4 protein-coding genes are annotated in these 3,626 nt (G+C 69.5%); 3 read left to right on the top strand and 1 reads right to left on the bottom strand.

Translation table 11 applies throughout. From position 1 onward, the window contains the following. Both OU415_RS37950 and OU415_RS37945 read left to right on the top strand, forming a co-directional pair. Positions 1 to 796, top strand: a 796-nt coding sequence (locus OU415_RS37950; RefSeq protein ID WP_270954635.1) for a PucR family transcriptional regulator, incomplete at its 5' end; no start/stop codon positions are given. Between the two features lie 53 nt (positions 797 to 849). Then, complete coding sequence (locus OU415_RS37945) at positions 850 to 1,365, top strand: isochorismatase family protein (protein ID WP_270954634.1); 516 nt, start codon at positions 850 to 852, stop codon at positions 1,363 to 1,365. 333 nt (positions 1,366 to 1,698) lie between these two features. Here the strand turns inward: OU415_RS37945 and tal are convergent, their stop codons facing one another. Further along, the gene (gene tal, locus OU415_RS37940; protein WP_270954633.1) at positions 1,699 to 2,802 is read right to left on the bottom strand and encodes a transaldolase; all 1,104 of its coding nucleotides are present in this window, start codon (positions 2,800 to 2,802) and stop codon (positions 1,699 to 1,701) included. A gap of 207 nt (positions 2,803 to 3,009) precedes the next feature. Here tal and OU415_RS37935 point away from each other — a divergent pair, with 207 nt between their 5' ends. After that, positions 3,010 to 3,294, top strand: a complete 285-nt coding sequence (locus tag OU415_RS37935) for a WhiB family transcriptional regulator (RefSeq protein WP_270954636.1) — start codon at positions 3,010 to 3,012, stop codon at positions 3,292 to 3,294. The last annotated feature ends 332 nt before the right edge of the window (positions 3,295 to 3,626 follow it).

Raw genomic sequence — 3,626 nt, 5'->3', positions numbered from 1 at the left:
AGTCCGGCCGCGGCCGTCGGGGCGGAACCTCGACCAGCTCGTCCGGCGGCTCTTCGCGGACGAGCAGGTCGAGGCCTACGACCAGCTCGCAGTCGCAGTGCCGGGCATCGTGGACGGGGTTGGCCGGGTCGCTGCGATCGTCGCTGCCGACGACGGTGCGCTCCGACCGTTCCGCCCCTCGGAGTTCAGCGCCCTGAACAATTCGCTGAGCCCAGGCCTCCGCCACCTCGAGGGCTTCCTCGGTTCCTACGTTTCCCGGACGTACGTGCTTCTGGCGGTGCACCAGCGAGACTGCGCGGAGGAACTGCGGCCGGTCCTGGACGAGATCGACCGCGTCGCCTCCCGATGCCTCGCCGCCGGCTCCCGGCTCACGATCGGGGCCAGCGACGGCATGCCGCTCGGCCTGCGTTCGGCTCGCGACACGAGGAGCCAGGCGCTCGCCGCGGCGGAGCTGGCGGTGCTGGACCCCGGACTCGGCCGGCACGTGCGGTGGAGCGGGATCGGCGTCTACCGGATGTTGCTCGACACCGAGGACCGGATCGACGTCGTGCTCGCACCGCTCGACGAGGCCGGTCCGTCAGCACCGATGCTGCTGACGACGCTGGAAACCTACTTGGACCTCGCAGGCGACGTGCAGAAGGTCGCCGCCCGGCTCTCCCTGCACCGCAGCAGCCTCTACTACCGCCTCGACCGGCTGTCCCGCCTGCTCCAGGCCGACCTCTCCGACGGGATGACCCGATTGGAGCTGCACGCCGCGCTGAAGTTCCGCCGGTCCGCCAGGCGGACCCTCAAGTAGTGCTGCACACCGGCGGCCGCCACGGGTCGGCCCTGCTTGTTTAGGGTCGTCCCATGCCTCTGCTGCGTGCTGACTCCTCGGTCCTGCTGGTCGTCGACCTCCAAGAACGCCTCATGCCGGCCATCGCCGGGGCGCATGCCGTGCTGGACAACAACGTCCGGCTGGTGCGCGCCGCCACCCGCCTGGGCATCGATGTCCGGGCCACCGAGCAGAACCCCGAGGGATTGGGGGCGACCGTCGGCGAGATCGGGGACTTGCTGCCGCGGCCGGCCGAGCCGAAGACGACGTTCGCAGCGGAGGTCGACCCCGGTCCCGGCACCGTCGTCGTGACCGGCTGCGAGGCCCATGTCTGCGTGCTGCAGACGGTGCTCGCCCTGCGGGCCGGCGGGCGGGACGTCGCCGTCGTCGCCGACGCCGTCGGCAGCCGCACCGAGTCGAACCGCGAACGCGGACTGGACCGCATGCGCGCCCACGGCGTCGACGTGGTCACCACCGAGATGGTCGTGTTCGAATGGCTGCACGACAGCGAGAACCCGGCCTTCCGCGAAGTGCAGAAGCTCATCAAGTAACCAGTGCTACCTGCCGCCGAGGCGCAGCCTGCCCGGCCTCGGTGCCCCGCGTCGGTCTGAGTGATCGGTCGGGGCGTGGGAAGACTCCCTGGCCACCAGGGTGGAGACGGACACCGCGTCGATCTCGGCGTCGCCCGGCAGTTGTCGCAATGGTCGGCGGTGTGCGTGGTCTTGTCGCCTACTAGGCAAGATCCGACCTGCGAAGTTGTTGCCGCACTCGAAAATCCTTGTGCATCAGCAATTTCACCGTCCACACCGGACAAGCCGCCCCGCTGCGGGTGCAGCGGGCCGGCCGCTGGTCGGTGGGTGACCCGCGCGCGGTCGTGAGCGCGGTCAGGTTCGCGCGAGTTGGTCGCGCTTGCGCGTGATCTCCTCGAACAGCTGGTGGAACGACGCGGCGAACTTGTCCACTCCTTCGCGTTCCAGCACTGCGGTGACGTCGTCGTAGTCGATGCCTGCAGCGGCGAACCGGTCGAAGCAGCTCCGCGCTTCGTCCACGCCCTGCTCCAGGGTGTGCGCGACGTGGCCGTGGTCCTGGAAGTCGTCCAGCGTCTGCCTCGTCATGGTGTTCACGGTGTCCCGGCCGATGAGCTGCTCGACGTAGCGCACGTCCCGGTACGCCGGGTTCTTCGTCGAGGTGGAGGCCCACAGGCAGCGCTGCGGGTTCGCACCGGCGGCTGCGAGCTCCTCCCACTCGGCACCGGCGAACATCTCCTTGTAACCCTGGTAGGCGAGTTTGGCGTTGGCGATGGCGAGGGTGCCCTTGAGCTCGTCGTGCTCACCGGTGGAGTCGAGCCGGCGGTCGGCTTCGGTGTCGACCCGCGACACGAAGAACGAGGCCACCGAGGCGACCGACCGGAGGTCTCCGCCGTTGTCCCGGAGCCGTCGCAGCCCCCGCAGGTAGGCCTCGCCCGCGGCGCGGTGGCGGTCCAGGGAGAAGAGCAGCGTGACGTTGACCGGGATCCCGCGGGCGATGGTCTCCTCGATGGCCGGCAGCCCGGCGAGCGTGCCGGGGATCTTCACGAACAAGTTCGGCCGGTCGATCATCCGGTGCAGGCGTTCGGCTTCCGCGATGGTGGCCCGGGTGTCGTGTGCCAGGTCCGGGTCGACTTCCAGGGACACCCATCCGTCCCGGCCGCTCGGGTCGCGGTCGAAGACCTCGCGGAGGGTGTCGCACGCGGACCGGATGTCCTCGCGCGCGATGGCCAGGAAGATCTCCTTGGGATCGGATTCCTCGGCCAGCAGGGCGCGGAGCTGCTCGTCGTAGTAGTCGCCCTCCGCGATGGCGCCCTGGAAGATCGTCGGGTTGGACGTCACCCCGGCCAGTCCGCGCTCGACGAGGCGGGCCAGGTCACCGTCGCGGAGGAACCGCCTGGACAGGTAGTCGACCCAGGCGCTCTGCCCGTGCTCCGCCAAGGCGTGCAGTGGTGTCCTCATGGCATCTCCCGTACGAGTCGTCTCCAGCGGTCTACCCGGAAGATCCGCCGGCAACACCCGGGCGTCTCGCGCCGGTGTGCGCTGGGCCGATCCCGCGACGCTCGGGCGCGGGATCGTGCTGCTGCGAAACCGGATGTGTGCGTCGGCGGGGTGCCGGGTAGCGCTGGGCGGCCGGTGAACATCGACAAGTGGAGGGGTGAGGAGCACGTGGTCGCCACATCTCGTCTGCCCAAACCCGTCAGCGAGGCCTGGCACTGGCAGCTCCAGGCCGCCTGCCGGGACGTGAACGTCAGCCGGTTCTTCCACCCGGAGAACGAACGCGGCCCGGCGCGCGACGACCGCGAGGAGCAGGCGAAGCGGATCTGCGCAGCGTGCCCGGTGATGCGGCAGTGCCGTGAGCACGCGCTGAAAGCCCGTGAACCGTACGGCATCTGGGGCGGCCTCGGTGAGCGGGAACGACGCGAATTGATCGGCCGCAACTGCGCCGCGTGAACGTGTCTTGCGCAGCACCTGATCGCCGACGTTTGCCCGGTGGGCCGCGGGGGAATGGGACGGGGTGCGGATGTTTCACCATCCGGTCGGTATTTCATGTCCGGAGGCGGATGTCATGACGCAGGGAAAGCAGACACCTCGGGAGCATTCCTCCGAACCAGCGGAAGGGCCGCAGCAAGCGGACATCAGCAAGCCGACTCCTGGTGAGCAGGGGACGAAGGCTCCCGCGGTGGAGACCGAGCTGAGGCGTCACTCCGATACCGCAACAGAAGGGGAATGACCCTTGCCCGCGAAGGCAGCGGATGTCGGTGGGGAAGTGGGGTATCCGGGCG

It is taken from the genome of Saccharopolyspora oryzae (genome assembly GCF_027853915.1).
GTDB lineage: Bacteria > Actinomycetota > Actinomycetes > Mycobacteriales > Pseudonocardiaceae > Saccharopolyspora > Saccharopolyspora oryzae.
Note: the sequence above shows the minus strand (reverse complement) of the source record. Positions and strands in the feature narration are given on the sequence as shown.